This window comes from Bradyrhizobium sp. USDA 4369 (assembly GCF_054056435.1).
The window spans coordinates 6,861,367-6,887,415 of record NZ_JBSRYH010000001.1 but is presented as its reverse complement, the minus strand read 5'-3'; the positions used below and the strand labels follow the sequence as shown (position 1 = coordinate 6,887,415).

Genomic DNA, 26,049 nt, shown 5'->3' with positions numbered 1-26,049 from the left:
ACGGTAGACATCACCAGGTCGGCTCCACCCCGCTACTTCTTCGGTCCGAAGCGGGGAACGCATGTGACGGTCCGGACGATGCCGTTCTCGCTCATGGTGGCTCCGACGACCTGCTTCACCTGGCCGGCAGGGCAGGTGCCATCGTCGACCAGCACGCGCTGGCCCAACCTGAGATCGGTGATGTCCTGCTCGCTCCCGACATATTGTGCGCTCGCCGGTGCGAGCAGAAGAAGCATCAGCCCGAATGCGCCAAGGGACCGCGATGCCGTGAACGAGGGACGGAGAGGACCCATCATTTGCCTTCGATCTTCAGGCCGTTCGGTCCAAGATTGATCTGGACGCCGTTCGGCTGCCTTTTGGCTTGGTAGAAGTTGTAACCGAGCACGATCACCGCCGCGGTGAGAATGCCCAGCAGAAAATACAGGATGTTGCGGTGATCCGACATGGCAAAATTCCAAAGTAAGTCATTGCGGTCGTTCGTATGCGTCAATGTACGAGGAGGCTTGCGATTCTGAAAGCAACGGCATTTCCACTGCAACTCCGCATCGGATTGTGATTTGCTGCTGCGGTCAGTCATCGGAACCTGAACACGCATGCTCACGCCCGACATCACGCAACGAATCGTCGACGCCGTCGACGACGCTTTCGACCGTCAGCTCGCGACCACGAGCGATTTCGTCGCCATTCCTTCGACGCGCGGCGCCGAAGGGCCCTGCCAGGACATGTTCGGTGATCTTCTGCGCATGCGCGGCTACGAGGTCGACGATTGGCACATCGAGCTCGATGCCCTCAAGGACATGCGCGGCTACGGTCCGATCGAGCATGACTTCTCGAAGGCGCGCAGCGTGGTTGGAACGTATCGGCCGGCGACCACGGCGGGCCGCTCGCTCATCCTGCAGGGCCATTGCGACGTGGTGCCGGCGGGGCCGCTCGAGATGTGGGAGACGCCGCCATTCTCACCGGTCATCCGCGACGGGCGGATGTATGGCCGCGGCGCCTGCGACATGAAGTCGGGAACGATCGGTGCGTTGTACGCGCTGGATGCCATCAAGGCTGCTGGTTTCAAGTCGACGGCCCGCATTCACGTCCAGTCCGTCATCGAGGAGGAGAGCACCGGCGTCGGCGCGCTGTCCACTCTGCAGCGCGGCTATCGCGCCGATGCCTGCTTCATTCCCGAGCCGACCAGCGGAAAGATGGTGCGTTCGCAGGTCGGCGTGATCTGGTTCCGTCTGAAGGTGCGCGGCTTTCCCGCCCATGTGTTCGAGGCCGGGATCGGCGCCAATGCGATCCAGGCGAGCTATCATCTGATCCACGCGCTGGAGAAGCTTGAGGCCGACTGGAACGAGCTGGCCAAGAGCGATCGTCATTTCAAGACGCTCAATCATCCCATCAACTTCAATCCCGGGATCATCAGGGGCGGCGATTGGGCGTCGAGCGTGCCGGCGTGGTGCGATGTGGATTGTCGGATCGCGGTCCTCCCGGGCTGGTCGATCAAGGACTGTCAGAACGAGATCCTCGCTTGCGTCGCGGCTGCCTCACGCGATCACCGTTTCCTGTCCAACAACCCGCCGGTCGTGGAATGGTCGGGCTTCCTGTCAGAGGGCTATGAACTCACGGATTCGGCCGAGCCGGAGGCGGCGTTCGGACGGGCCTTCAACGCTGTCTATGGCGGGGAGGTCCAGGATCTCGTCTTCACCGCGCTCACCGACACCCGCTTCTACGGGCTGAACTACAACATCCCGAGTCTCTGTTTCGGCGCCGCTGGCGCTGCGATGCATGGCTTCAACGAATATGTCGATCTTGCCTCGCTGCGCCAGGCCACCAAGACCATGGCATTGTTCGTCGCCGACTGGTGCGGAGTGGAGCCCAACTGAGCTGAGCGGGATCACGACGACGCGCAATGACCTCGCAGGTCATTGCGCGTGAGTCACTGCCAGGCGCATTCACTTGGTGCATTCGTCGGCGGCTCTGACGCTGCCAGACCCGTGGTCCGATCAGGAGGAGAACGGCATGACACCGCTGGACAGGATCAATGCGCTGAAGATGCCGTTCGCGGAACTGAAGGGTGTCACGTTCATCGAAGCCGGCGCGGATCGGGTGGTGGCGACGATGCGGGTCAGGGCCGATCTGTGTACGTTGCATCATACCGTTCACGGCGGCGCCGTCATGGCGCTGGCCGATTCGGTGGGGGCAGCCGCCACTGTCATCAACCTTCCCGACGAGGCCAAAGGCACCACGACGATCGAAAGCAAGACCAATTTCATCGGCGGCGCCAAGGAGGGGACGGTCATCACGGCGATTGCGACCCCGGTGCATCGTGGGCGCCGCACCCAGGTATGGCAAACCCGGATCGAGACCGCCGAAGGCCGGCTGGTGGCGGTCGTCACCCAGACCCAGCTCGTGCTCGAATGATTCGTACACAAACGAGTTGTTAACTCACGCGGTGCACGCATGGCCGCATGTTCCCTCCGTAGAGCACGGGGCTTGCAATGAATGTTGCGATGCACAATATAGCCGCTGTCTAGGGAAGACGCTTGTGCACGAGGGCTTCGAAGAGGAGTCTTGGCAGTGTCACAGTTAGATAGTTTTCGTCCGCGGCCGGGCTTCGGCTATGTGCGGACGCTCAGCCAGCACGAGGAACTGCCGCTGCTGCGCGATCATCTGTTGCGGCTCGATCCTGAGAGCCGGCACGATCGATTCAACGGCTTCCTCGATGACAGTTTCATCGAACGCTATGCGGCCCGCTGTGCGGCTGACGGCACGATCGTTGTCGCCTACATGGAAAACGGCATGGTCCGCGGTGCGGCCGAGTTGCATCCGCCGGAGCAGTCGGAAGACGGGCTCCCGGAGATCGCGTTCAGCGTGGAATCCTGCGTGCGCCGTCGCGGCGTTGGCAGCCTGCTGTTTCAGCGCGTGATCTCGGAGGCGCGCTGGAAGGGCTACCGCCAGCTGCGGGTCACGACCGGAGCGCAAAACCACGCGATGCGGGCTTTGGCGGCCAAGTTCGGCGCCCACCTGGCGTTCCGCCATGGCGAGTCGACGGGCACGATCGATCTGGAGCAGCAGCCGCAGGACGAATTGGCGAAGCTCGTGATCGAGGCGCCGATCGCCGCGGCACGCGCCTTCTTCAACCTCAACCGCGCCTGCTGGAAGCTGGTCACGCGCATGTATGGTGACCAGCGCGCAGCTTGAGCTCACAAGCTCGTCCAACGACAAGAGCGCAGCGGCGTTGGCCGTTGCGCTCTTGTCGTTTGAGAGGGGTCTGTGGCAGCCCGCCTGTCGCGCGCTCGCGCGGGCGACAGAGCAGTCTGATCAGGTGCCGGTGCGCTTGTCGAAGTTGAAACGGCGCACGGTGCGGCGCTCAACCACGACGGCGCGCTGCTGGGTGCCCTGGTCGGCGGTAATCACGCGTGTATTGGTCCGCGCAGCAACCCGACTGGCTTTCTTCACCTCAGGCAGGACCTGCTCGAGCGGGAGTCCCATCAGAGCTGATGCGATCTCGGCCTGGGCCTGGACATCATCCGTGATGCCGGACGCAGCGAAGATCGCCTCCTCCAAGGTCGGAGGATCACGCCTGACGCGACGCGGACCGTACTTGGTGTTCCAATCTTCGCTCATGGGGGCCTCGTGAATCGTCCGGGATACCTAGAAGCAGCTTTGTTGCATTGCAATATGAAATCTGCACGGCAGCCCAGTTATGCGTTCACCATGTCGCGATCGGGCAACGCGGCCTCCGTGATGTGGATATTCTGGGGCCAGCGGCGCAAGGCTGCATGCCCGGCTGGCGTGAGAGCGTAGACCCCGCGCTCGGCGCGGTCGAACCAGCCATAGACGTTACGCTGCAGGATCTTCGGTGCGTCTGGGATGTCGGCACGAAGCTCTCGCACACGCTTCGGGCCGCCCGACAATGCCGAGGCGCAGGCCAGCGCCTGCTGGCGATAGGCGGTCATCACCGGTGCGCGGGTCGAGCCGCCGGCCACCGGATCTCCTTTGCGCCGCTGATGCTCGCTCACCAGACGCGATCTCTTCTTGAGGTTTTTCCGCGGTGCAGTCGTGGGCGGTTGTACCAGCACCTCGACCTGACCGCTGGAGGTCACCGCGAGCATGCCGAAGCCGAGTCGCCGGCAAAGGTTGCGGTAGCGGGTATCGCTTTCGCGGCCTTTGCCACGCGCCGACAGTCTGGCCGCAACCCAGACCTCATCGCAGGCTCCGGCGCGATCGACGGCCTGCAGCAGCAACTCCAGATTAAAAGACTGCTTCAACTCGCAGATCACCACCAGTGGCGGCTCGTCGCCCTTCAGCGCGACCACGTCACAGCCGCCGATCTCCCCTTTGGCTGTAAAGCCGAGGTTTTCGAGGAACCGTTTCACGGGCAGATACAGCGCGGTTTCCAAGGGAGTATCCCTGCGTGCGACTCAAAGCGCGAGTCTAGCGCGATGAGTCACGCGATGTCAGCGCCAAGCCAACGATTGATGGACGGCGCTGCGCCTACATGCGGCCGACCACCGGTATCAGCGCGCCGGTCACGCCGCTCGCGGCGTCGCTTGCAAGAAACAGAATCACTTCCGCGAGTTCCTGCGGCGTCACCCATTTGTCGAAATCGGCCTTCGGCATGCTGGCGCGATTGGCCGGCGTGTCGATGGTCGAGGGCAGCACGGCATTGACGGTGATCTTGCCTTTCCATTCCGCTGCGAGCGCCTCGGTCAGGCGATGCACACCTGATTTGGAGGCGGCGTAGGGGCCCATGCCGGCGCCGGCCTGCAGCGCGCCCATCGCGCCGATATTGACGATGCGGCCGGTGCTGGAACGCACCAGATGCGGGATCGCTGCGCGCGAGGCATGCAGCGCCGTCATCAGATTGCGCGCGTGCATCTTGTCCCAGACCGTATCGTCGCCATCGGCCGCATTCTCGAACGCAAATGCGCCGGCGATGTTGATCAGGGCATCCAGAGTGCCGAAATGGGCCGCGACCGAATCGATGGCGACTTTTGCCTGTTCGGGATCGGACAGATCGACACCTCCGAGCTCGATGCGGTCGTCGCTGGCGGGGATTTCTGCCTGGGCATGATCGATTCCGGCCACGTGCGCGCCCCGCGCCAGAGCGAGATCGGCAACGCTCCGCCCCAGCGCCCCCTGCGCTCCCGTAATGACAATCACTGCTCCGTTCATTCCGTCCCCTGGTCTCCATTCGCCCCGCGCGCCTTGCTTTTATACTATTGCCACGCCGACGAGTTGCAATGGCTGCGCGGCCCGCGGGACGGAATTGCATCTGGGCCTGAGGCATGGGATGACGATGACGATCGGCTGCCAATGAGCGAATGCGTGACCGCCCATTTCATCGGCGCGCTTGTCGACGCCGTGGGCAACGCGGGCCTGATCGATAAAATTTGTCGTACTTTCGTAAGAGGATCGCCAGGGTGAGAGGCTAGCGTCGCCTTATGCCGCCTGAGGGGCGTTGGAGCTTTGTCATGATGAGACATCTGCCGGACCATGGTTTGCCGCTGGTGCAGCTGAAGGAACAGCGGCGGGATCTCGTGGTCGCCTTGCAGAACCGCGCCGGTCCGGTCACCGGCTGGGAATTGATGCAGATTGCAGCGGTGCAGCAGGCGATTTCCGCATTCGAGGAGGTCATTGCCGATCTCGACGCGATGGAAGCCGCCGAGACAGCGGATATCGAGGCCGCCTGACGCCGAGGCTGCCGCGACCGGCGCAGCCCGATCTACGACGATGTCCCCTGGGCCGTCGCCGCAAATCGTCCATACAGACGACAATGCCCAGCTGCGCTTGCGGGCGCAATGCCTCTAACATCAGGCGCATGAATCGAATTGGCGCAAGCATTGCGGTTATCGGCATCATCGCCGCTGCGAGCACGTTCGCGGCTGGAGCTGAGGCACCCTGTGAGCCTGATCAACATCAGAGCTTCATCTGTGGCACAGGCCAGGGTGCGATCCGCGTATTCCCCGAGACCATTGCCCCCTCGGGCAAGCTTGCCTTCGGCTGGCGGACGTCCAAGGGATTGCCGTCCGGAGCGTCCGAGCCGTCCGGCGCCATCGACAACGTCGTGATCAGACTTCCCGATGGTGCAGTGCTGGGGAAGCTCGGCAGCACCTATTGGGCCACCGGCGAAATGCGGGCCAACCGCCATGACCTGATTGCCGCCTGGTCGCCCGACAGCCGCGCCGTGGTGGAGGTCGAGAACAGCCGCTGGGACACTGAATCCTTGCGCTTCCATGGCATCGGCGACAGCGACGTGGTGTCCCTGGACCTGCGCGATCTCGTCGAGCGAGCTGTCAGCCAGGCCGCTGGCGGCGCAGCCAAGGGGCGGGTGTTTCGGGTCCGCGAAGATCTGCCGGTGAAGCTCGATTCCGGTGGGCATCTCTCCTTCGCGGCGATCCTGTTCTTTCCGAAGAGCGAGGAGGCCGCGCTCGGCTTTCGTCTCGAGCTGATGGTGAAGACCGTCAAATCGTCCGCGGCGGCGCGCGTGGTCTCGATCCAGCGCGCGAAACTGCCGAACTGAGCAGCTCAGCGCGCGAGATAGCGATCCTGCAATGCGCTCCGCTCCGCAGCGCCGAGACCGAGCCCGTCTCGCAGATAGTCTTCGACACCGCCATAATCATCGCGAATGGCGTCGAACGCCGCCGTCAGAAATGACGCCTGCACAGTTCGGATGGCTTGGACGATCTCCTCGGGCAGATCCGGCCGAACTGCGCTATCGTGCCGGTAGAACTGGTTCGTGAGCAGGTAATCTTCGAAGATCACCTCCTCGGGGACTTCGAGTGCGTGCAGCAGCAGCGCGCAGGCGAGGCCGGTGCGGTCCTTGCCGGCCGTGCAATGGATCACGAGTGGGGCGCTGTCCTGCAGCAGGTGATCGAACAGCGTCTGAAAGCGCGGCGTGTGATGGCGGATGTAGTTGCGATAGGAGTCCCGCATCAGGCCGAGCGCATCCTCGGCGTTCAGCTGTCCTGCCATCGCCCGAGCCCGTAGTGCGGGGACGACGCTCGGCTCGATCGACAATGAGTGCACGGTGATGTGATCGACCGCGCACGGGCCGGACAAACGCTCGTCGCGACCGCGGAAATCGAAGGCGGTGCGGATGCCGAGCTGACGCAGGACGGCGACATCGGATGCTGTCAGCTGGCCGAGATGGTTCGATCGAAACAGCTGTCGCCAGCGCACATGGCGGCCATTGCTGCTGGGATAACCGCCGAGATCCCTGAAATTGCAGGCCCCTTGCAGGCCGAGATGGCGGCGGTTCGGATCGAGCATGCACCCACAATAGAAGAGGGAGCGCCCTGAGGGAACGCCCTGGCGTGCGTTCGGGCGAAGATCCGCCGCTCACAAGGAGCGGCCATCGCTTCGCGTGGGTGCCATGAAGCAAAAGGGCCGGAACCTCATCGGTCCGACCCTTCAGCAAAGGCGCAATTGCGTCACGGCATCGTCTGACATCAGCGGTCCCACGCCGGTTTGGCTTCCTGGATCGCCTCGTCGTGATACCAGCTGCCGCTGTAGATCGAGGGCTGCAAGGCCGGAGCGACCTGCCGGGCGGATGCGATTGCAGGATGCTGGAGCGCGAGACCTGCCCGTCCTCCGCGTGGGAATTGATAGATCCTTGCGGATCCCTCGTTCACGTTCGTGTCCATTCCTCAGTCTCCTTTCCATCGGACCGCAGCTGATGGTGCGCCCGACTCGTTCTCTTGTGGTTACCGGTCTCGATATCGGCGCTGCCTTGGAGAATGCAATATGATCAAAATGAAATCACATGTTGCGTGTTTCGAAGGCATTTCGGCGTTTGCCCCCTGCGAAGCAACGGGCAGCTGACTAACGCTTGGGCCGGATCAAAGGTTGCGGGATGAAGGCGACTTCTTTTCGAAAATGTCTCGGGCTTGCCGATGCCTTGGTCGCCCCGTTTTTCGCGCCGCCGCAAATGCCAAGGAATCAAGCGGGTTTTTGACGCGCTGCTCTCGTTCCCATGCAGTCCGTGCAATCCCGGCCGCGCCGCTTTGCCGCACCTTTGGAGGGTCAAAGTCGAGGCGCGCGGTGTCCGGATGAGCCCCGGCGCGTGCGACGGGACGCCGCAGGACTTGGCACGTTCCGTGCTTAAGAGTGCGCTGGCCGATCGTGGCCGGGTAAGCGGGGTGCCTTCGATTGCTGGGCTCCCACCTTTCGATAAGACAGAGAGGCTCAATGACGAAATACAAGCTCGAGTATATCTGGCTCGACGGCTACAAGCCGGTGCCGAATTTGCGCGGCAAGACACAGATCAAGGAATTTTCCTCGTTCCCGACCCTGGAACAGCTGCCTCTTTGGGGCTTCGACGGCTCGTCGACGATGCAGGCCGAAGGCCATAGCTCCGACTGCGTGCTGAAGCCGGTCGCCGTGTATCCCGATGCCGCCCGCACCAACGGCGTGCTGGTGATGTGCGAAGTGATGATGCCGGACGGCAAGACCCCGCATCCGTCGAACGCCCGCGCCACTATCCTGGATGATCCGGACGCATGGTTCGGCTTCGAGCAGGAGTACTTCTTCTACAAGGACGGTCGTCCGCTCGGCTTCCCGGAGTATGGCTATCCGGCGCCGCAGGGTCCGTACTACACCGGCGTCGGCTTCAAGAACGTCGGCGACGTCGCCCGCAAGATCGTCGAAGAGCATCTCGACCTCTGCCTCGCGGCCGGCATCAACCACGAAGGCATCAACGCCGAGGTGGCGAAGGGCCAGTGGGAATTCCAGGTGTTCGGCAAGGGCTCGCGCACGGCCGCTGACCAGATGTGGATGGCCCGCTACCTTATGCTGCGTTTGACCGAGAAGTACGGCATCGACATCGAGTTCCACTGCAAGCCGCTCGGCGACACCGATTGGAACGGCTCGGGCATGCACTGCAACTTCTCGACCAAGTACATGCGCGAAGTCGGCGGCAAGGAGTACTTCGAGAAGCTCATGGACGCTTTCAAGGAGGCTCGCGCCGACCACATCGCCGTGTACGGTCCGGACAACCACATGCGTCTGACCGGCAAGCACGAGACGGCGTCGATCGACACCTTCAGCTGGGGTGTGGCCGACCGCGGCGCCTCGATCCGCGTCCCGCATTCCTTCGTGAACAACGGCTACAAGGGCTATCTGGAAGACCGCCGTCCGAACTCCCAGGGCGACCCCTACCAGATCGCGTCTCAGGTCCTGAAGACGATCTCGACGGTTCCGACCGGCGCGAAAGCCGCGGCCTAAGACGCCGAACACAACACCCCGGGGGCAGGGGCTGACATGATGATCCGCCGGAGCAGCCGCTCTGGCGGATCATTCGTTTGTGAAGGCGCTTCGCCGGATACGTGCGTTCGTCGTCCGTCTTGATCAAACGCAAGTCCGGGTCTGGCCGGCAGCGGTATGTCTTTCCTGGATGGCGGAGACGCGGATCTGGGAAGCGGAGTGTCGAATGAATCATCGCAAATGGTTGGCTGGAATTGTGCTGGCCGGCGCAGCCGTCTCGCTGGCCCTCATGCCGGCGGCGTCCGGCGCAGAGCAATATTTGCCGCGGCTTGGCGACATCATGAATCTCGTCCAGGTCAGGCACGCCAAGCTGTGGTTCGCCGGACAGGCCAAGAACTGGGATCTTGCGGGCTACGAGCTGGCGCAGCTCAAGCAGAGTCTCTCTGATGCCGCCGCCTTCTATTCGGGTCTGCCGGTGGACAATGTGACCACCTTGAGCCAGCCGATCCAGTCGATTTCCGATGCGATCACCGCCAAGGACGGCAAGCGCTTCGCCTCGGCGGTGACCGAGCTGACCTCGGGCTGCAATGCGTGCCACGCGTCGATGGATCGCGGCTATGTCGCCATCCGCATCCCCACCGAAAAGCCGTTCGGCAACCAGGATTTCCGGCCGCAGGGCCGCTGACCGGGCCTGCTTGGGGCGCGAGTTGCAGTGCAAAATTGCGCCTTCCACCGGCGGCGCGCATCGACTAAGAGCGGCGGCAACCCGTCCACCGCCTGAGCCCTCATGATCCGCCTCGATAACGTCAGCAAGCAAGTCGGCCACCAGATTCTCTTCATCGAGGCCTCTGCCGCGCTCCAGCGCGGCGAGAAGATCGGGCTGGTGGGCCCGAACGGGGCCGGCAAGACGACGCTCTTCCGGATGATCTCGGGCCGCGAGCAGCCGGACGAAGGCCAGGTCTCGATCGATCGCGGCGTCTCGATCGGCTATTTCAACCAGGATGTCGGCGAGATGTCCGGCCGCAGCGCCGTGGCCGAGGTCATGGACGGGGCCGGGCCGGTATCCTCGGTCGCGGCTGAGCTCAAGGAGCTCGAGGCGGCCATGGCCGATCCGGACCGCGCCGACGAGATGGACGACATCATCGCCCGGTACGGCGAGGTGCTGGCGCGGTTCGAGGAGCTCGACGGCTATGCGCTCGACAGCCGCGCCCGCGAGGCGCTGGCCGGCCTCGGCTTCTCCGAGGAGATGATGGACAAGGATGTCGGCTTGTTGTCCGGCGGCTGGAAGATGCGCGTCGCGCTGGCCCGCATCCTGCTGATGCGTCCCGACGTCATGCTGCTCGACGAACCGTCCAACCATCTCGATCTCGAGAGCCTGATCTGGCTGGAGCACTTCCTGAAGGGTTATGAGGGGGCGCTGCTGATGACCTCGCATGATCGCGAGTTCATCAACCGCATCATCAACAAGGTCATCGAGATCGACGCCGGCCAGCTCACGACCTATTCCGGGGACTACGATTTCTACGAGCAGCAGCGGGCGCTGAGCGAGAAGCAGCAGCAGGCGCAATATGAGCGCCAGCAGGCGATGCTCGCCAAAGAGATCAAGTTCATCGAACGCTTCAAGGCGCGGGCGTCGCATGCGGCGCAGGTGCAGAGCCGGGTCAAGAAGCTCGACAAGATCGAGCGCGTCGAACCGCCGAAGCGCCGCCAGACCGTGGCATTCGACTTCCTGCCGGCGCCGCGCTCGGGCGAGGACGTGGTGGCGCTGAAGAAGGTGTCCAAGAGCTACGGCAGCCGCCGCATCTATGAGGGGCTCGATTTCATGATCCGGCGCAGGGAGCGCTGGTGCGTCATGGGGGTCAACGGCGCCGGCAAATCGACGTTGCTGAAGCTGGTCGCCGGGACCGCCGAGCCCGACGACGGCTCGGTGACGATCGGCGGCAGCGTCAAGATGGGCTATTTCGCGCAGCATGCGATGGATCTGCTCGACGGCGACGAGACCGTGTTCGAATCGCTGGAGCATTCGTTCCCGCAGGCCGGGCAGGGCTCGCTGCGCGCGCTCGCCGGCTGTTTCGGCTTCTCCGGCGACGATGTGGAGAAGCGCTGCCGGGTGTTGTCGGGCGGCGAGAAGGCACGGCTGGTGATGGCCAAGATGCTGTACGATCCGCCGAACTTTCTGGTGCTGGACGAGCCGACCAACCATCTGGACATGGCGACCAAGGAGATGCTGATCGCGGCGCTGTCGAGCTTCGAAGGCACGATGCTGTTCGTCTCGCACGATCGTCATTTCCTCGCCGCGCTGTCCAATCGCGTGCTCGAGCTGACGCCGGACGGCCTGCATCAATATGGTGGCGGCTACACCGAATATGTCGCCCGAAGCGGCCACGAGGCGCCGGGCCTGCGCAGCTGACGGCGTGGTGGCAGCGGCCTGTCATCGCTTCAGCCACTCGACGACGAGCGGAGCGGCGCGCCGGAGCGTGTCGTCCATCGCCGGACCGTTGCCGGCGACCGCCTGACGGCTCGCCGACGGTTCGTCGAAGCCGTGTGTGGCACCGGGATAGATCGTTGTCTCGATCTCTGTGCCGGCCTGCCGTGAGCGCTCGGCCATGGCGCGGCAGAGCGCGGGCGACACCTCCTCGTCATCGGCGGCGAGGAACAGCTGGACGGGTGCATTCGTCCTGAGTGCTGGGCCGAGCATGGAGCTCCCACCGCAGCCTGGATAGAAAATGAGAGCACCGCGAAAGCCGTTCGGCTGCAGACCCTGGCGCATCAGCACGTTCAGAGCCGTGCTGCCGCCATTGGACCAGCCCTGCACGACAATATGGTCTGCTGTGACATCGCTGCGTTGGCGCAGATAGGCGAGGGCCCCTTCGGCGTCGAGCGGGCGCACCGTTCTCTCATTGACGTCCGCACGCTCCTGATCGTCATGCGTGTCGCGGCCGAAGCCATGCGCCTTGCCGCGCGGACCAAAACTGTCGGTCAGCAGCGCGAGGTAGCCGCGCTCGGCCCAATACTGACCCCACATCATGTGCCGCTTCGACAGGGTCCGTGCGTTGCAGGGCGAAGCGGGTGTCGCGCGCGAGACCAGCGTGCAGTCTGCATTGATGTTGGAGGAGTAGGGGCCTCCGCGTCCGTGCAGCATCACCACGGCCGCAAATGGCCCCCGGCCGACCGGCCTGAACAGATATCCGGCGAGTTCGGTTCGCCCGTCAGCGCTCGGAAAGAACACCGTCTCGGGCTGTGCAGCGCTCGCGGGGACCGACCATGACATTGCAAGGACAGCCATGCGGGCCATCCGAACGCTGGTCAGGCGTCTCCTCATCAGCCCTCCACCATCTCCGTGACGCGGCCGGCCAGCGCTTCGGCGTCGAACGGCTTCGTCAGCACCTGCATGCCCGGAGCGAGCTGGCCGCTGCTCAGGATGGTCGGCTCATCGTCCACGACCATGATGTCTGACCTAGGGACGAGGCCGTCGGAACTCCGCGCCGAGCCCCTGCGATCATCGGCCCCGCCGGGTGGCGAGGCCGCCGTGTCATCAGCGAAGCCCAGTTCAGGTGCCGGCCTCGCACTTCTTCATGAAGCTGGTCTTGGCCGCGCCGGCGAGCTTCTTGCCATCGGAGCCGACTGCCTTGGCTGCGCAGCTGTCGGCCATGCACTTCTTCATGAACGAGGTCTTGGCGGCTCCGGCGAGCGGCTTGCCATCCTTGCCCATGGCCTTGGTCTCGCAGCTGTCCTGGGCGAAAGCAGAGCCTGCAGCGAAGGTCGTGAGCGCGGCAATCAGAAAAAACTTCCTCATGAGCGTGTCTCCTTGGGACAAACAATGCGGCGGATGGGAGCCGTAAATCTGGGCGCGATCAAGTTTCGTGTTCGGCTATCACCTGAAATCCAGCTCGCCGGACGCTGAACTCATCAGCATGCTACCGATGACGCCGGTGTGAATCGCTGCGCCGCCAGGACGTCAGACGGTGTCGCGCTGCAAAAAGGCCAGGGTAGCGGGATCACGCACGCCATCGCAGTGGCGGTCGAGTGCGGTGCCGAAATCCGCTAGCGGGCGAATCGCATCGAACAGCGTCATGCAGGAGCGAAACTTGGCGTCGTCAGGCGTGCCGAGAATGTCGCGGAGCGACTTGCCGGGGACGGTGAGCACCAGCCGGGTGCATTCGACGAGACGGCTGCCGAGCAGAGGGTGGGCGAGATAGGCCTCCGCCTCCGCGCGGGACCGAATGGCATAGCGTTGGGCCATGGCGGAGGTCCCCAACCCGTCCACCTGGGGAAAGATGAACCACATCCAGTGGCTTTGCTTGCGACCGGCGGCAAGTTCGGCGGTCACGCGGGAATAAATCGGAGTCTGCGCCTCGACAAATCGGTTGAGATTATGACAATCCACGTTCATGAATGTCTCCATCTAATTGAAAAATATAGAAAATGTTTCCCTCGCCCAGCTTGGGAGAGATGCTTTTCCCGCTTGGATCGGCTGCCATGCCGGATCAATGCGGGCTGGTCTTTGTCTAGATTATGCCGCACTCTTGCCATCCTATGTCATGACGGGTCGAATCGTACCCCTTGGGGTCGGCTACTTCCGCTTGTAGTCCGAAGAGGGCGTATATCGGGGACGTGATGGCTTCCAGTGAAGCGAGCGTAGAGGTGCTGTTGTTGCGTGGCCGCTTCGGGCACTCCGAAGCGATCGCGCTGGTGCTTGCCGCGCTGGCGATCGCCGGCGGTGCGGCCGTTTGGGTCGGCAGCGACAGCAGCGATCCGGCCCCGCTGACGACTGCGGCGCTGCCGGCGCCCGAGCCGCCGTCCACCACCTTCGAGACACGTTTCGCGCCGGTCTCTGCGTCGGCGACCGCCTATTCCGAGAAGGACGCCTTGCGCGCGCTCGACCGCTTCGCTTTGCGCGGAATTGATCGCCAGTTGCTGGATGCGCGGGCGGCGCTGGTGAAAGGCATGGAATCGCGGGACCCGAACGGGCGCGACCTCAATGGCGGCGAATGGCGGCCGAAACTCACGGAAGGCACCGCAGTCGCGCTGCCGGCGCCCGGCGTGCCGCTGCCCCGGCCACGGCCGTCTGCCGCCGACATGCCTGTCAATCTTGCGTCGGCCGCGCCCGCCGAGACCACGGGACGCGTCGATGATCGCTCGATTCTGCAGCGCCTGTCCGACCTGCTGCCGAGCCCGACCAAATACGCCTCGCTCGGGCCTGACAGCGGCGTGGTTCGCTCCGGCATCGATCTTGGCGCGCTCGGCTACGAAAAGACTGCCGTGTACGACATCAAGGCCAAGATGGTCTATCTGCCCTCCGGCATCGGGCTCGAAGCCCATTCCGGCATGGGCAGCCTGCGCGACGACCCTGAGCACGTCAATCAGCGCATGATCGGCGCGACGCCGCCGGCCACTTACGAGCTCAAGCCACGCGAAAAGCCGTTTCACGGCGTGCGTGCCCTGCGCATGAACGTGGTGGAAGGGTCGACTCTCGGCCGAACCGGCCTGCTGACCCACAGCTATATGTTGGGACCGGAGGGCGATTCCAACGGCTGCGTCTCGATCAAGAATTACGATCGCTTCCTGAAGGCGTATGATGAGGGCGAGTTCAACCGACTCGTCGTCGTCGTCGGGCTCGAGGCTGGCACCCCGACGCGAACCGCGCAAAAGACCGAGTGACGCTTGGTTGCTGGGCCTCGGCGCGACTTCGGCGGTGACGCCCGTCGTATCTTCGGGAAGGTCTCCATGAATGATCCCGCAAGCTCGGAAACGCGTCTGCGCACCACCTTCAACATCAGGGTGAACGGGAAGCCGTTCGTGATTTCGACCGTCGGGCAGGCTCACCAGTTTCTCACCAGCCTCAACGCCGTCGAATGGATGGAGTTCAAGTCGCTGCACGACCAGGCCATGGCCTCGCTGCAGGCGGCCGCCGACAATGCGATCATGACGGTGCAGGCCACCAACGCGGTGCGCACGCTGTTCGTCAATGCGAAGCTGCTGTGAGAGCATTGCGCCGTCTCTTGCATTGGTGTCGCCCGCTTGCTCCGCGTCATCGCCGGATCGACCGGCGAGTCCACACATGTCCTCACGCTCTCGCGGCGCTGTCGCGTCCGAGTCATCCATCGGTGAGGCCCTCGAAACAGATGAGGGCGCGGGGAATGCCGGGCTGCTGGCCGCAACCCATGGCCCGCCTGCAGAAGAAAAAGCAGGCGGCAGTTACCACAGGTTCAGCCGGGCAACCGGCATTCCCCGCGCGATGGCCTTAACGGCTGCTTCGCGTTCTCCCCGGTGCGCCGGGCTTTCTGGTCACCGTTTTGCGCATGATGCTCACACATCAGCGCGGCATCAGCGTCGGGATGCCAGGACCACGCGACTTGACCGTACGCGACGACGGCGTTCGTCGGCGCAAGCTGCGCTCCGCTGCCATCGCGTCCACCGCTTCTCCCGCTCGACGTCCGTGACGACCGCGATACGCCCCCTTGCGAGCAGGAGATGGGATCAGGAAAGCAGCAAAGCTCACTTTGGAAAAGCGGAAAATTTTTCGTAGTGCGACTGGACAGGCCAAATCAGCCTGATGTGTCGGAAGAAAATCGTTTTCGCGCGCATGGGCAATCTGGTTGGTTCAACCTCTGAATGTGCTCATATGATGCAACAAAGTCGCCTGATTTGCCCGACGGGCAGTGAAGTCATTCTTCGCGGGCGACTGCTCGCTTGCAGAAACGGCAAATACTCGCGGCCATCCTGCGCACTTATTAGTTCGCTGAACTGAAGATGTTCTGGCTGGCGGAACTGAGGACGATCGAAAGCACAAATTGTCCGCTGCTCGCAAAATTACGGAAGACGGTTTTACCTCCCCTTTCAAAAAGAGACGGTCTTGGACTCGCTGCGTTATCGCTTCTCTGCGACAATTTGCGGGTCGATCGATGGTGATTGACAGAGGGGACGTGCATGATCGGCAATGATCTCTGCAGCTGCCAAGATGCGGCTGCACTCACGGATGGCGGCCACTTCCGTGCCACCTGCACATGGCTCTGTTGATCGGCTGATGCGGCAGTCGCGGTTCTGATAACCGCGACATCGGCAGGCGCTGCCTGCTGATCATTTCGATATCGCAATGCAATCCGCAATGTGCTGCCAGCCGGCGGCGCAAAGGCTCGCTGTCGTCCTGTCGGCGACGGCAGAAGTGTTCACGACCACGAGGACTAGCGAGGATAACAATGACGGCCAAGGATTCGTCCATCAAGTTCGCCTATTGGGTGCCCAACGTCTCGGGCGGATTGGTGATCTCCAACATCGAGCAGCGGACGAGCTGGGACATCGGCTACAACAAGCGGCTGGCACAGATCGCCGAGGAGAGCGGCTTCGACTATGCGCTGAGTCAGATCCGTTTCACGGCTGGCTATGGCGCCGAATATCAACATGAATCGGTGTCGTTCAGCCATGCGCTGCTCGAAGCGACGACGAAGCTGAAGGTGATCGCCGCGATCCTGCCCGGACCGTGGCATCCGGCGGTCGTCGCCAAGCAGATCGCCACCATCAATCATCTCACCCAGGGGCGTGTTGCGGTGAACATTGTCAGCGGCTGGTTCCGCGGCGAGTTCGCGGCGATCGGAGAACCCTGGCTGGATCACGATGAGCGCTATCGCCGCTCGGAGGAGTTCATCCGTGCGCTACGGGGCATCTGGACCGAGGACAACTTCAATCTCCGCGGCGACTTCTATCGTTTCACAAACTACTCGCTGAAGCCGAAGCCGATCGACCCGCAGCCGGAGATCTTCCAGGGCGGCAGCTCGCGTGCTGCCCGCGACATGGCCTCACGCGTCTCGGACTGGTACTTCACCAACGGCAACTCGGTGGAGGGCATCAAGGCCCAGGTCGACGATATCAGGGCCAAGGCGAGGGCCAACAATCACCAGGTCAAGATCGGCGTCAACGCGTTCGCAATCGCGCGCGACACCGAGGCCGAGGCGCAAGCCGTGCTCAAGGAGATCATCGACAACGCCAATCCCGAGGCCGTCCACGCCTTCGCGCATGAGGTGGCCAATGCCGGCAAGGCGTCGCCGGAGCGCGAGGGCAATTGGGCAAAGTCGACCTTCGAGGATCTCGTCCAATACAATGACGGCTTCAAGACAAACCTGATCGGCACGCCCCAGCAGATTGCCGAGCGCATCGTCGCACTGAAGGAGGTCGGCGTCGACCTCGTGCTGCTTGGCTTCCTGCACTTCCAGGAGGAGGTCGCCTATTTCGGCAAGCACGTGATCCCGCTGGTGCGCGAGCTCGAGGCCAAGGCCGGCCTTCGCGTGCAGGCTGCCGAGTAGGCCGGGCCGCGATGCTGTTGACCGCACTCAGTTCGTCGCTCGACCTGCTGTCGCTGGAGACCTGGGCTCCAGGGACGGCGCGTCAGGTGCTCACGGCGGAGCCGAATGACCAGTCGGCCTCCGCCATGGCCGGCGCGCCGCGTCCGGTGCTGCGGCTCAACAATGTCTCGCTGGCATTTGGCGGTCTGACGGCGCTCCGCGATATCGATCTCGATGTCGCGGAGGGCGAGATCCGCGCGGTGATCGGCCCCAACGGGGCCGGCAAGAGCTCGTTGCTCAACGTCGTCAGCGGGCTCTATCGCCCGGACCGAGGTGCGGTGTGGTTCGGTGATCGCGCGTTTCGCCAGGTGCCGACCGCGCAACTGGCAGGCTATGGCGTTGCCCGCACCTTCCAGAACCTCGCTTTGTTCAAGGGGCTGTCCGTCTTCGACAACGTGCTGATGGGGCTCGCGCATCGCGTCCGCGCCGGCTTCATCCGCCAGCTCGTCGGCTCGCCCATGGCGCGACGGATCGAAGCTGAGAACCGGGCAGCCGCTGCCGAGGTCATCGGTTTTCTCCATCTCACGGATATCAGCGACCGCATTGCCGGCACCTTGCCCTACGGCTTGCAGAAGCGGGTCGAGCTGGCGCGCGCGCTGGTGGCACGGCCGAAGCTGCTGCTGCTCGACGAGCCCTTTGCCGGCGTGACCCTGAGCGAGAAGCGGGAGCTGGCCGAGCATGTGCGCAACGCGCGCGACCGTTACGGCGCCACCATCGTGCTGATCGAGCACGACATCGGCATCGTGATGGAGCTGTCCGACCACATCGCGGTGCTGGACTACGGCCGCAAGATCGCCGACGGGCCGCCGGCCGAGATCCGCAGTAACCAGGCGGTCATCGACGCCTATCTCGGCGTTGCCCATGAGGACGAAACGGAGCTCGCGAGCTGATGTTCGACTATCAATTCCTGATCGAGGTGCTGGTCGGCGGGCTGCTCTCCGGGGTCATGTACTCGCTGGTCGCGATCGGCTTCGTGCTGATCTACAAGACCTCCGGCGTGCTCAATTTCGCCCAAGGCGCGATGCTGCTGTTCGCGGCGCTGACCTTCGTCAGTCTGGTCGAGCACGGCACGCCGTTCGCGCTGGCGCTGCTGGCGACGCTCGCCATCATGGTGGCGCTGGGCATCACCATCGAGCGCACCGTGCTGCGGCCGCTGATCAACCAGCCGCCGATCACGCTGTTCATGGCCACCCTCGGCCTCTCCTACGTCATCGAGGGCGCGGCGCAGCTGTTGTGGGGCACGCAGGTGCACGGCCTCGAGATCGGCGTCAGCGACATCCCGTTCGACATCGGCGGCGTCTTCATCAGCCGCTTCGACCTGTTCGCGGCGGCGATGGCCGGCAGTCTGGTGGCGCTGTTCACGCTATTCTTCCGCTACACCCGCACCGGGCTCGCGTTCCGCGCCGTGGCGGATGATCAGTTCGCCGCGCTCGCGGTCGGGCTGCGGCTCCCGCGGGTCTGGGCGGCGGTGTGGACGGCAGCCGGCATCGTTGCTCTGGTGGCGGGCCTGTTGTGGGGCGCGCGGCTCGGCGTGCAGTTCTCGCTGTCGCTGGTGGTGCTGAAGGCGCTGCCGGTGCTGGTGCTCGGCGGCTTCGATTCCATCACCGGCGCGATCGTCGGCGGGCTCCTGATTGGCGCCATCGAGAAACTGGCGGAGGTCTATGTCGGACCGTTCTTCGGCGGCGGCATCGAGGCCTGGGCGGCCTACGTGGTCGCTCTGGCGCTGCTGCTGGTGCGGCCCTCCGGGCTGTTCGGCCAGAAGCTGGTGGAGCGGGTGTAGGTCATGACGACGATCTCCGAAGCCGCTCCCACACCGGCGCGATCCTCGCTGCTCAACGCCAATATGCTCGGCATCGTGCTGCTGCTGGTGCTGGCTTACGGCCTCGTGCCGCTGATCGGCTCCGACTATCTGATGGACGCGGTGCTGACGCCATTCCTGGCGCTGGCGCTGGCCGCAGTCGGGCTCAATGTGCTGACCGGCTATGCCGGTCAGGTGTCGCTGGGCTCGGCGGCGTTCCTCGCGGTCGGCGCTTATGCTGCCTATAATCTCAATCTGAGATTGCCGCAGTTGCCGCTCCTCGCCGACCTGGTGTTGGCTGGCGGCATCGCCGCCGCGGTCGGGATCATCTTCGGCCTGCCGAGCCTGCGGTTGCGCGGCTTCTATCTCGCGGTCTCGACGCTCGCGGCGCAGTTCTTCGTGCAGTGGGCGCTGACCAAGTTCGGCTGGTTCTCCAACGATAATGCGTCGGGGGTGATCGACGCGCCGGTCATCCGCGTCGGCAGCCTGACCTTCACGAGCGCGACCGGACGCTACGTGTTCTCGTTGACGATCGTCGCGATCGCCACCGCGCTGACGGCGCGGCTGCTGTCATCACAGACGGGGCGCAACTTCATTGCGGTGCGCGACCACGAGGTCGCGGCCAAAGTGATCGGCGTGCCCTTGCTGCGCACGAAGTTGCTGGCGTTCGGCGTGTCCTCGTTCCTGATCGGCGTCGCCGGCGTGCTGTGGGCGTTTGCCTATCTGCGCACGGTCGAACCGGCCGGGTTCAATCTCGATCGCTCGTTCCAGATTCTGTTCATCATCATCATCGGAGGGCTGGCCTCGCTGCGCGGCGCCTTCATCGGCGCTGCCTTCATCGTGGTGTTTCCGCTGCTGTTGTCGCGGCTCGGCGCCGCCGTACTCGGCAGCGTGTTCGATTCCGGCGTGCTGGAGATGAGCCAGCGTATCGTCATCGGTGCGCTGATCATCGCCTTCCTGAGCGCTGAGCCGCGCGGCCTGATCGCGCTGGTCGACCGCGCGGCCAGCGCGCTGCGCCGCCTCCGTTCATCCCAGACCTGAAACAGTAACACCAGAAGGAGATCATGATGACGACGTTCCGACATGCGAAGCTGGCCTTGAAGCTATCATTGGCGGCGGCGCTTGCACTCGGGCTTGCAACCAGCCTGCCGGCAAAAGCCGACGAGCAGTTCTTTCCGCTGCAGAGCTATCGGGTCGGTCCCTATGCGGCTGGCGGCACCGGCTTCTTCGGCGGTTTCATCGACTATCTGAATTTGATCAATATTCGTGACGGCGGCGTCAATGGCGTCAAGCTGACCTGGGACGAGGGCGAGACGCAGTACGAGGTCGAGCGCGGCGTCGAAGTCTATGAGCGGCTGAAGGGCCGGCCGGGTGTGGCGGCCTGGAATCCACTCTCCGTCGGCATCGCCTATGCGATGATCGACCGTATCAGCAAGGACAAGGTGCCGCTGATCACCATCAACCACGGCCGCACTGACTCCACGGATGGCCGCGTGTTCCCTTACGTGTTCCCGCTGCTGCTCAATCCCTACAGCGAGACCTCGGGCATCGTGAACTACATCGCGACGCGCGAGGGTGGGTCCGAGAAGCTCAAGGGCAAGAAGATCGTCGTGCTCTATCACGGCTCGCCCTACGGCAAGGAGACGATCCCGATCTACAAGCTGCTCGCGGACAAATATGGCTTCGAGCTCGAGCAGATCGAGGTGCCGCATCCCGGCAATGAGCAGCAGTCGCAGTGGCTGTCGATCCGCCGCGCCAAGGCCGACTACGTCGTGCTGCGCGGCTGGGGCGTGATGAATCCGGTGGCGCTGAAGACAGCGCAGAAGGTCGGCTTCCCCGTCGACCACATCATCGGCAATGTCTGGTCCAACTCCGAGGAGGACGTGATCCCGGCCGGCGACGCCGCCAAGGGCTATGTTGCGATCACCACCCAGGCCTCCGGTGCCGAATATCCGGTGCTGCAGGAGGTGATCAAGACCGTCTACGGCGCCGGCAAGGGCAATCTCGACGACAAGAAGCGGATCGGCAGCGTCTACCACAATCTCGGCATCGTGAACGGCATCCTCAATGTCGAGGCGGTCCGGATCGCGCAGGAGAAGTTCGGCAAACGGACGCTCACGGGCGACGAGGTGCGCTGGGGCTTCGAGCATCTCGCTCTCGATCCCGCCCGCGTCGAGGCGCTCGGCGCCAGGGGGCTGTTCCACTCGATCAACGTCACCTGGGACAATCACGAGGGCAATGGCCGCGTGACCTTCCAGCAATGGGATGGCGCCAAGTGGAAGGTCGTCTCCGACTGGATCTCGCCGGACTGGGCGGCGCTGCGCCCGATCATCGAGAAGTCGTCGACCGCCTATGCCCAGGAGCGCGGCATCAAGATCCGCACCTCCGGGGATGACCCTGTCGGTCAGTAACGTCATCAGGCGCGGGAGCCGGTCTCCCGCGCCCTTCACCCGGGGATTATGAGATCATGAGCGACGTGCTGCTGTCGGTCGAGCATCTGGCCGCGACCTATGACCAGGCGATCCGCGCGGTCAGCGACGTGTCGTTTTCTGTTGCTGCCGGCGAGATCGTCGCGGTGCTCGGCGCCAATGGCGCCGGCAAGTCGACCACGCTGCAGGCGGTGTCGGCGCTGCTGCCGGCGCGGCGCGGTCAGATCACCCGCGGACATATCACTTACGACGGCCGCGACGTGTCCTCGTCGTCGGCCGCGCAGCTGGTGCGCGCCGGGCTCGTGCCGGTGCTCGAAGGCCGGCATTGTTTTGCATCGCTGAGCGTCGAGGAGAACCTGATCACCGGTGCGGTCGGGCGCGATGCCCGGCGTGGCGAGATCAGCGCCGATCTGGAGCGCATCTATGCGCTGTTCCCGCAGCTTACCCGGCATCGCCGGTCGGTGGCCGGGCTGACCTCTGGCGGCGAGCAGCAGATGACCGCGATCGGCCGCGCGCTGATGTCGCGCCCCCGGCTGCTGGTGCTCGACGAGCCCTCGATGGGGCTCGCGCCGCTGGTGGTCGAAGGCATCTTCCGCGCACTCAAGCGGCTGAATGGCGAGGAGGGGCTCTCGATCCTGGTCGCCGAGCAGAATTCGACTGTGGCGCTGCGGTTCGCCGATCGTGCCATCGTCCTGGAGAGCGGCCGAAGCGTGCTCACGGGCGCCGCGCGCGAGCTCCGACAGCGCCCCGACATCAAGCATCTCTATCTCGGCGGCGCGACCGCGCCGACGAATTCCACCCAGGCCGTGGCCTGACTGACACCAACCTGACTGACACTAAGAGGAGACCCGCATGGCAACCAGCACTGCCGCACGCAAGATCGAGGAAGGCCCTTACAGTCAACTTGACGCCATCGTCGCCGACGTCATCAAGGCCAACGCCGATCGCAACGACCGCGAGGGCCGCTTTCCCCGCGAGAACCTGTTGGCCCTTGCCGAGGCCGGCTGGACCGGCGTGCTCAATGATCCGCGCTTCGGCGGGCTCGGGCTCGGCCATGTCGACTTTGCGGAAGCCGCCTACCGCATCGGCCAGGCCGACGCCTCGACCGGCCTCGTCTATGTCATGCATGTCGGGGCCGCCCAGACCATCAATCTGTTCGGCACCGACGATCAGAAGGAGCGCTGGCTGAAGGCCGACAATGGCCGGCTGCTCGGAACGTACTCGACCAGCGAGCGCGCCACCGGCGGGCACTGGTGGTACAATCTGTCCGAGGCCTCGCGCGACGGCGAGGATTACCGGCTCAACGCCGACAAATCGTTCACGACCAGCTCGGGCCAAGCCGACTTCTATGTCGCGCAAACCCGCACCCCCGGCGCCAAGGACCAGGCCGACATCATCTTCTTCATCGTCGATGGCAAGGCCGAGGGTATCCAGTCACGGCCGTGGGAGGCGCTCGGCGTGCGCGCCAACCATTCCGGCGGCATCAGCTACAAGAACGTCCATGTGCCCAAGCGCGACCGGCTCGGCGCGGAGGGGCAGGGCAAGGAGATCATCTATGACGGCGTTTCGCCGGTCTATCTGATCGGCCTCGGCGCGGTCTGGGAGGGGCTCGCGCGCGGCGTGCTCAATGCCGCGGTCGCGCACACGACCGGCTTCGTGCACAAGGACCGCAACAAGAGCCTGTCGGATTACCAGGCGATCCGGCAGGAGCTCGGCGCCGCCAAGGTGCTGGTCGAGAGCCTGCGCCCCTGGCGCATCGAGCTCGCGCACAAGCTCGACGAGCTCTGGCGCGCCGGCCGGCCGCAGAGCGAGATCCTGATCCCGCTGACCGAGTTCAAGGTTCATGCGGCCGAGGTGGCCAACAAGGTGGCGTCGACGGCGCTGACCGTGACCGGCGGCTATGGCTACCATCGCGGGCCGATCGAGCGTGCCTTCCGCGATGCACGCGCCGCGATCGCGATGGGGCCGTCCAACATCATCGCGCGGGACTGGATCGGCAAGGCCCAGGTCGGGCTGCCGCTCGAACTGTTCTATGAGGGCGGCGAGTGACGCTCACGGCTGCTGCGGCGCGGCCGCAGCAGCCCATCATGATGCGGCTCCACGGCACCGCATCATGATCTTATCTTTTGTTCGCGGCTGATGTTTTCAGAAAGCCGCTTCCGAGCCTTTTGAATTGTGCACTAGCTGGCCAGCTCGGCCTCGACCGTGCTGTCCTTGTGCTCGGCGGCCTCGACTGGCGCCGCATTGGCGTCATCGGCGGTTTCGAAATCGTCCTCGGCGATCGCGGGGACTTGATCGACCTCGGCCGTCGCGGTCTCGACCTCCTCGGCGGCGAGCTCGGCGGCCACGATCGCTTCGGCCTCGCTATCGCCAGCCTGCGGCAGTGCGAACACGTTCGGTGCGGGTACCGTCGTCGGCAGCGGCGGCTGGCACTTCGGCTTGTACCAGGATGCGAATTTTTGCGAGATGCTGGCCTCGAACTCGGCGAGCGGCTGGCTGTTGCCGTCCTCGTCGGTGATGACGACCTTCCAGCCTTCGGCCTCCATGACCTGCGCGTTCGCCAGCACGATCAGCGCGCTTTCGCGCTGCTTGCGGATCTTGTGGTGCTCCCGCTCCGCGATCATCGTGTACGCCATGATCCTGCTCCCGCGATGCCGGGACGACGGTCCCGGTGCGCCACTACTACGCCGCGAGAGTGTGGGTGCGGCTGGGCCGGATTGCGTTCGGCTAATGACAATTTGGCGGCGCCGCGTGGGTTCCCAACGCTGAAGGGAGTCGCAGATGCAACAGCCGGCAAAATAGTGGTGCAGGGACTACAGCGCTTATTGAAGGCGCGTCTCGACCTGTCATGATTTGATTCTGCGGCGGCAACTGCTTCGCGGACAAGCGCGGGCAGCGGGTGATCAGGGCAAACAGCGGGCAAATCGGGGACATCGATGCGAGCTCATCGGCTCAGGATGCGAAACTTCAATGTGGCAATGGCAGGGCTCGCGCTGGCGATGATGGCAGCTCCGCGCGCGGGCCATGCCTTTACCGAGGACGATCAGCGGCGGCTGTGCACCGGCGACGTCTTCCGTCTCTGCTCGTCGGAAATTCCTGATCGCGACCGCATCATCGCCTGCATGGTCAAGCAACGCGCCAGCCTCAGCGATGGCTGCCGCAGTGTGTTCGGCCGGCCCACCGAGCGCTCCGCCGCGGCGACGGTGACTCGGTAGGGCCTCGCCGGCTTCTACCTCGGAAGAGACGCGCCGCCGGTCGGCAACGCGACCGACCCGCGGCCGTCTCGGCATCACCGGGTGACCGTTGGCGTGGTAGACTGGCACGGATCATTCGGCCAGGAGGTGACCCGCCATGAGCTTCCGTATCCTCGTCTTCTATGGCTCGTACCGCGCCGACCGGATGGGGATCCGGCTGGCGCAGTTCGTCGTGGATGGCCTGCGTGACAAGGGGCAAGACGTCGAGCTGATCGATGCCAAGGCGGTCGGCCTGCCGATGCTTGACCGCATGTTCAAGGAGTACAAGCCGGGCGACGCGCCGGAGGCCATGGCCGCGCTCGCAGCCAAGATCCGCGCCGCCGACGGCTTCGTGTTCGTGACCGGCGAATATAATTGGGGCATGCAGCCGGGGCTGAAGAACCTGACCGACCATTTTCTCGAGGAGTGGTTCTGGCGGCCCGTCGCAATCGCGAGCTACTCGGCCGGCCGGCTGTCGGGCGCGCGCGCCGCAACCGCCTGGCACGGCACCTTGTCGGAGATGGGCATGGTGGTGGTGTCGAGCACGCTCGCGGTCGGCCCCATCGCGCAGGCGCTGTCGGCGGAGGGCAAGCCGACCGGCGAGGCCGGCCAATCACTGGCGCGGGCGTTTCCGCGCTTTGCCGACGACCTGTTGTGGTGGGTCGAGGCAGGCCGGGAGCAGCGCGCGCGCAAGGCGCCGCCTTATTGAGCCCGTGCTGATCGATCATGTGCCGGAGCGCGCCGCGCTCCGGCTTTTTGTTGCATTTGTTAGCGCGCCGCGCTGCCCGGCGTGTTGGTGACCGACTGCTGCCTGCGCGGTGCGCTTGCCGGCTGCCCTTGGCCCTGACAAGGCAGCTCGTTCCAGGTTCCGTCGGGAGCCTGCTGATAGGCCCGGCATGGGACGGAGGAGGGGGCCTGATCGTCAGGCTTAGGTATTTGGGAATTCTTCGCCAGTGCGGGTGCGGCCGTCGCGACGAGGGCGGCCAGCGAACCGACGAAGATCACGGGGGTGATCCGCATGGGGGTTCTCCTGCTCGAAGCACTGCAGATTC

The 26,049-nt window shown here is 64.3% G+C and carries 32 protein-coding genes; 19 read left to right on the top strand and 13 right to left on the bottom strand.

Going from position 1 to position 26,049, the window contains the following annotated elements:
• Positions 1 to 32 precede the first annotated feature (32 nt).
• Positions 33 to 236, bottom strand: coding sequence for a DUF6719 family protein (locus ACVIJ6_RS31260; RefSeq protein WP_456775855.1), 204 nt, complete (start codon positions 234 to 236; stop codon positions 33 to 35).
• Positions 237 to 292: 56 nt separating this feature from the next.
• Positions 293 to 601, bottom strand: a complete 309-nt coding sequence (locus ACVIJ6_RS31255; protein WP_456777185.1) for a hypothetical protein — start codon at positions 599 to 601, stop codon at positions 293 to 295.
• Between ACVIJ6_RS31255 and ACVIJ6_RS31250 the strand changes: the two genes are divergently transcribed.
• The 3 genes from ACVIJ6_RS31250 (at position 594) to ACVIJ6_RS31240 (ending at position 3,192) form a co-directional block, all read left to right on the top strand.
• Positions 594 to 1,874, top strand: a complete 1,281-nt coding sequence (locus tag ACVIJ6_RS31250) for an ArgE/DapE family deacylase (RefSeq protein ID WP_456775854.1) — start codon at positions 594 to 596, stop codon at positions 1,872 to 1,874. The two genes, ACVIJ6_RS31255 and ACVIJ6_RS31250, sit on opposite strands and share 8 nt — an antisense overlap.
• A 136-nt stretch (positions 1,875 to 2,010) precedes the next feature.
• Positions 2,011 to 2,412, top strand: coding sequence for a PaaI family thioesterase (locus tag ACVIJ6_RS31245; protein ID WP_456775853.1), 402 nt, complete (start codon positions 2,011 to 2,013; stop codon positions 2,410 to 2,412).
• A gap of 156 nt (positions 2,413 to 2,568) precedes the next feature.
• A complete protein-coding gene (locus ACVIJ6_RS31240; RefSeq protein ID WP_456775852.1) occupies positions 2,569 to 3,192 on the top strand; it encodes an N-acetyltransferase family protein in 624 nt (207 codons plus the stop codon).
• Between the two features lie 120 nt (positions 3,193 to 3,312).
• On the opposite strand, the gene ACVIJ6_RS31235 is transcribed toward ACVIJ6_RS31240, so the two are convergent.
• The 3 genes from ACVIJ6_RS31235 to ACVIJ6_RS31225 all read right to left on the bottom strand — a co-directional run bounded on the left by ACVIJ6_RS31235 (position 3,313) and on the right by ACVIJ6_RS31225 (position 5,169).
• On the bottom strand, positions 3,313 to 3,618 hold the full coding sequence (locus ACVIJ6_RS31235; protein WP_012043968.1) for a hypothetical protein: 306 nt from the start codon (positions 3,616 to 3,618) through the stop codon (positions 3,313 to 3,315).
• A gap of 77 nt (positions 3,619 to 3,695) precedes the next feature.
• The gene (locus ACVIJ6_RS31230) at positions 3,696 to 4,394 is read right to left on the bottom strand and encodes a DUF2161 domain-containing phosphodiesterase (protein WP_456775851.1); all 699 of its coding nucleotides are present in this window, start codon (positions 4,392 to 4,394) and stop codon (positions 3,696 to 3,698) included.
• 94 nt (positions 4,395 to 4,488) lie between these two features.
• On the bottom strand, positions 4,489 to 5,169 hold the full coding sequence (locus ACVIJ6_RS31225) for an SDR family oxidoreductase (protein ID WP_456775850.1): 681 nt from the start codon (positions 5,167 to 5,169) through the stop codon (positions 4,489 to 4,491).
• A gap of 299 nt (positions 5,170 to 5,468) precedes the next feature.
• Here ACVIJ6_RS31225 and ACVIJ6_RS31220 point away from each other — a divergent pair, with 299 nt between their 5' ends.
• Both ACVIJ6_RS31220 and ACVIJ6_RS31215 read left to right on the top strand, forming a co-directional pair.
• Positions 5,469 to 5,687 carry a hypothetical protein gene (locus tag ACVIJ6_RS31220; protein WP_012044361.1) on the top strand — a complete coding sequence of 73 codons (219 nt, stop codon included), beginning with the start codon at positions 5,469 to 5,471 and terminating at the stop codon, positions 5,685 to 5,687.
• A 128-nt stretch (positions 5,688 to 5,815) separates the two neighbouring features.
• The gene (locus ACVIJ6_RS31215; protein ID WP_456775849.1) at positions 5,816 to 6,517 is read left to right on the top strand and encodes a hypothetical protein; all 702 of its coding nucleotides are present in this window, start codon (positions 5,816 to 5,818) and stop codon (positions 6,515 to 6,517) included.
• Positions 6,518 to 6,522: 5 nt separating this feature from the next.
• Here ACVIJ6_RS31215 and ACVIJ6_RS31210 read toward each other — a convergent pair whose 3' ends face one another.
• The gene (locus ACVIJ6_RS31210) at positions 6,523 to 7,266 is read right to left on the bottom strand and encodes a tyrosine-protein phosphatase (RefSeq protein ID WP_456775848.1); all 744 of its coding nucleotides are present in this window, start codon (positions 7,264 to 7,266) and stop codon (positions 6,523 to 6,525) included.
• A gap of 179 nt (positions 7,267 to 7,445) precedes the next feature.
• Positions 7,446 to 7,640, bottom strand: coding sequence for a DUF2735 domain-containing protein (locus tag ACVIJ6_RS31205; RefSeq protein ID WP_456775847.1), 195 nt, complete (start codon positions 7,638 to 7,640; stop codon positions 7,446 to 7,448).
• A gap of 544 nt (positions 7,641 to 8,184) precedes the next feature.
• Between ACVIJ6_RS31205 and ACVIJ6_RS31200 the strand changes: the two genes are divergently transcribed.
• From ACVIJ6_RS31200 to ACVIJ6_RS31190, 3 genes are all read left to right on the top strand, one after another.
• Positions 8,185 to 9,219: a glutamine synthetase beta-grasp domain-containing protein gene (locus ACVIJ6_RS31200; protein WP_041750787.1), complete on the top strand. Its 1,035-nt coding sequence runs from the start codon at positions 8,185 to 8,187 to the stop codon at positions 9,217 to 9,219.
• A gap of 205 nt (positions 9,220 to 9,424) precedes the next feature.
• Positions 9,425 to 9,883 (top strand): hypothetical protein, encoded by a 459-nt coding sequence (locus ACVIJ6_RS31195; RefSeq protein WP_456775846.1) that lies wholly within the window; start codon positions 9,425 to 9,427, stop codon positions 9,881 to 9,883.
• A gap of 102 nt (positions 9,884 to 9,985) precedes the next feature.
• On the top strand, positions 9,986 to 11,608 hold the full coding sequence (locus ACVIJ6_RS31190; protein WP_456775845.1) for an ABC-F family ATP-binding cassette domain-containing protein: 1,623 nt from the start codon (positions 9,986 to 9,988) through the stop codon (positions 11,606 to 11,608).
• 21 nt (positions 11,609 to 11,629) lie between these two features.
• On the opposite strand, the gene ACVIJ6_RS31185 is transcribed toward ACVIJ6_RS31190, so the two are convergent.
• From ACVIJ6_RS31185 to ACVIJ6_RS31170, 4 genes are all read right to left on the bottom strand, one after another.
• On the bottom strand, positions 11,630 to 12,484 hold the full coding sequence (locus tag ACVIJ6_RS31185) for a dienelactone hydrolase family protein (RefSeq protein ID WP_456775844.1): 855 nt from the start codon (positions 12,482 to 12,484) through the stop codon (positions 11,630 to 11,632).
• A 35-nt stretch (positions 12,485 to 12,519) separates the two neighbouring features.
• Positions 12,520 to 12,645 carry a hypothetical protein gene (locus ACVIJ6_RS31180; RefSeq protein WP_456775843.1) on the bottom strand — a complete coding sequence of 42 codons (126 nt, stop codon included), beginning with the start codon at positions 12,643 to 12,645 and terminating at the stop codon, positions 12,520 to 12,522.
• Between the two features lie 103 nt (positions 12,646 to 12,748).
• The gene (locus ACVIJ6_RS31175) at positions 12,749 to 12,994 is read right to left on the bottom strand and encodes a hypothetical protein (protein ID WP_012044352.1); all 246 of its coding nucleotides are present in this window, start codon (positions 12,992 to 12,994) and stop codon (positions 12,749 to 12,751) included.
• Between the two features lie 162 nt (positions 12,995 to 13,156).
• Positions 13,157 to 13,591, bottom strand: a complete 435-nt coding sequence (locus ACVIJ6_RS31170) for a DUF1810 domain-containing protein (RefSeq protein ID WP_456775842.1) — start codon at positions 13,589 to 13,591, stop codon at positions 13,157 to 13,159.
• 224 nt (positions 13,592 to 13,815) lie between these two features.
• Between ACVIJ6_RS31170 and ACVIJ6_RS31165 the strand changes: the two genes are divergently transcribed.
• The 9 genes from ACVIJ6_RS31165 (at position 13,816) to ACVIJ6_RS31125 (ending at position 23,813) form a co-directional block, all read left to right on the top strand.
• Positions 13,816 to 14,859: a DUF2778 domain-containing protein gene (locus ACVIJ6_RS31165; protein WP_456775841.1), complete on the top strand. Its 1,044-nt coding sequence runs from the start codon at positions 13,816 to 13,818 to the stop codon at positions 14,857 to 14,859.
• Between the two features lie 66 nt (positions 14,860 to 14,925).
• Positions 14,926 to 15,183, top strand: a complete 258-nt coding sequence (locus ACVIJ6_RS31160) for a hypothetical protein (RefSeq protein WP_012044349.1) — start codon at positions 14,926 to 14,928, stop codon at positions 15,181 to 15,183.
• 1,214 nt (positions 15,184 to 16,397) lie between these two features.
• The gene (sfnG, locus tag ACVIJ6_RS31155) at positions 16,398 to 17,498 is read left to right on the top strand and encodes a dimethylsulfone monooxygenase SfnG (protein ID WP_456775840.1); all 1,101 of its coding nucleotides are present in this window, start codon (positions 16,398 to 16,400) and stop codon (positions 17,496 to 17,498) included.
• A gap of 11 nt (positions 17,499 to 17,509) precedes the next feature.
• Positions 17,510 to 18,427 carry an ABC transporter ATP-binding protein gene (locus ACVIJ6_RS31150; RefSeq protein WP_456775839.1) on the top strand — a complete coding sequence of 306 codons (918 nt, stop codon included), beginning with the start codon at positions 17,510 to 17,512 and terminating at the stop codon, positions 18,425 to 18,427.
• Positions 18,427 to 19,317, top strand: a complete 891-nt coding sequence (locus ACVIJ6_RS31145) for a branched-chain amino acid ABC transporter permease (RefSeq protein ID WP_456775838.1) — start codon at positions 18,427 to 18,429, stop codon at positions 19,315 to 19,317. Before ACVIJ6_RS31150 ends, ACVIJ6_RS31145 begins: the two co-directional genes overlap by 1 nt.
• Before the next feature lie 3 nt (positions 19,318 to 19,320).
• Positions 19,321 to 20,376: a branched-chain amino acid ABC transporter permease gene (locus ACVIJ6_RS31140; RefSeq protein ID WP_456775837.1), complete on the top strand. Its 1,056-nt coding sequence runs from the start codon at positions 19,321 to 19,323 to the stop codon at positions 20,374 to 20,376.
• A 26-nt stretch (positions 20,377 to 20,402) separates the two neighbouring features.
• On the top strand, positions 20,403 to 21,746 hold the full coding sequence (locus ACVIJ6_RS31135; protein WP_456775836.1) for an ABC transporter substrate-binding protein: 1,344 nt from the start codon (positions 20,403 to 20,405) through the stop codon (positions 21,744 to 21,746).
• Positions 21,747 to 21,802: 56 nt separating this feature from the next.
• The gene (locus ACVIJ6_RS31130; RefSeq protein ID WP_456775835.1) at positions 21,803 to 22,579 is read left to right on the top strand and encodes an ABC transporter ATP-binding protein; all 777 of its coding nucleotides are present in this window, start codon (positions 21,803 to 21,805) and stop codon (positions 22,577 to 22,579) included.
• Between the two features lie 37 nt (positions 22,580 to 22,616).
• The gene (locus tag ACVIJ6_RS31125) at positions 22,617 to 23,813 is read left to right on the top strand and encodes an acyl-CoA dehydrogenase family protein (RefSeq protein WP_456775834.1); all 1,197 of its coding nucleotides are present in this window, start codon (positions 22,617 to 22,619) and stop codon (positions 23,811 to 23,813) included.
• A gap of 131 nt (positions 23,814 to 23,944) precedes the next feature.
• Here the strand turns inward: ACVIJ6_RS31125 and ACVIJ6_RS31120 are convergent, their stop codons facing one another.
• Positions 23,945 to 24,400 carry a hypothetical protein gene (locus ACVIJ6_RS31120; RefSeq protein WP_456775833.1) on the bottom strand — a complete coding sequence of 152 codons (456 nt, stop codon included), beginning with the start codon at positions 24,398 to 24,400 and terminating at the stop codon, positions 23,945 to 23,947.
• Between the two features lie 342 nt (positions 24,401 to 24,742).
• Between ACVIJ6_RS31120 and ACVIJ6_RS31115 the strand changes: the two genes are divergently transcribed.
• Positions 24,743 to 24,979, top strand: a complete 237-nt coding sequence (locus ACVIJ6_RS31115) for a hypothetical protein (protein ID WP_456775832.1) — start codon at positions 24,743 to 24,745, stop codon at positions 24,977 to 24,979.
• 136 nt (positions 24,980 to 25,115) lie between these two features.
• Complete coding sequence (locus ACVIJ6_RS31110; protein ID WP_456775831.1) at positions 25,116 to 25,706, top strand: NADPH-dependent FMN reductase; 591 nt, start codon at positions 25,116 to 25,118, stop codon at positions 25,704 to 25,706.
• Positions 25,707 to 25,765: 59 nt separating this feature from the next.
• Here the strand turns inward: ACVIJ6_RS31110 and ACVIJ6_RS31105 are convergent, their stop codons facing one another.
• Complete coding sequence (locus ACVIJ6_RS31105) at positions 25,766 to 26,017, bottom strand: hypothetical protein (protein WP_456775830.1); 252 nt, start codon at positions 26,015 to 26,017, stop codon at positions 25,766 to 25,768.
• Positions 26,018 to 26,049: the final 32 nt, after the last annotated feature.